The following is an 873-nucleotide window of genomic DNA, read 5'->3' as shown; positions in this document are numbered from 1 at the left end:
TGACCTGCTCCCCTGAAAAGTCCGCGGTTTGAAGTTAGCCTGTTCTCCAAACGAGGAGACAAACGATGCGGAAGAGCCGATTCAGCGAAGAACAGATCATTGGCATCTTGAAGGAGCACCAAGCTGGCATCGGGGCCAAGGAGCTCTGCCGGAAGCATGGCATCAGTGATGGCACGTTCTACAAGTGGCGTTCGAAGTATGGCGGCATGGAAGTGTCGGAGGCCAAACGGCTGAAGGCGCTCGAAGCCGAGAACGCGAAGCTGAAGAAGATGCTGGCGGAACACATGCTCGACGTGGCCACGCTGAAGGAAATGCTGGGAAAAAACTTTTGAAGCCCGGTGCAAGGCGGAGAGCCGTGGACTGGGCCATGACAGAGAAGAACTACAACCAGCGGCGGGCCTGTGCCTTGGCCGGGATTGATCCGCGCGTCTACAGGCGGCGACCAGCCAGGCCTGAGGATACAGAGCTCCGAGAGCGGCTGAAGGAGCTCTCCGGGGAGCGTCGGCGGTTTGGCTACCGACGACTGCACCTCCTACTGGGCCGAGAGGGCTGGCAAGTTAACTGGAAGAAGCTCTATCGGATCTACCGTGAAGAAGGCCTGACAGTGCGCAAGCGTGGCGGTCGCAAGCGAGCGATTGGAACGCGTGCGCCGATGACGATCCCGCAAGGGCCAAACCAGCGATGGTCCCTGGACTTCGTCTCAGATAGCCTTTCGGACGGGCGCCGGTTCCGGGTGCTTTGCGTCATCGACGACTTCAGCCGGGAATGCCTGGCCGCGGTCGTGGACACCTCACTCTCCGGCCAGCGGGTTGCCCGTGAGCTCGATAATATCGCCCGAACGCGCGGTTATCCGTGCATGGTGGTCAGCGACAA

At 60.4% G+C, this 873-nt stretch carries 1 pseudogene; it reads left to right on the top strand.

Going from position 1 to position 873, the window contains the following annotated elements:
- Nucleotides 1-65: 65 nt before the first annotated feature.
- Nucleotides 66-873: pseudogene (locus SM765_RS23000) on the top strand (IS3 family transposase); the annotation flags it as partial.

It is taken from the genome of Pseudophaeobacter sp. 1A09344 (assembly GCF_041008745.1).
GTDB classification, from domain to species: domain Bacteria; phylum Pseudomonadota; class Alphaproteobacteria; order Rhodobacterales; family Rhodobacteraceae; genus Phycobacter; species Phycobacter gallaeciensis_A.
This window is presented reverse-complemented; position numbering and strand designations above follow the sequence as displayed.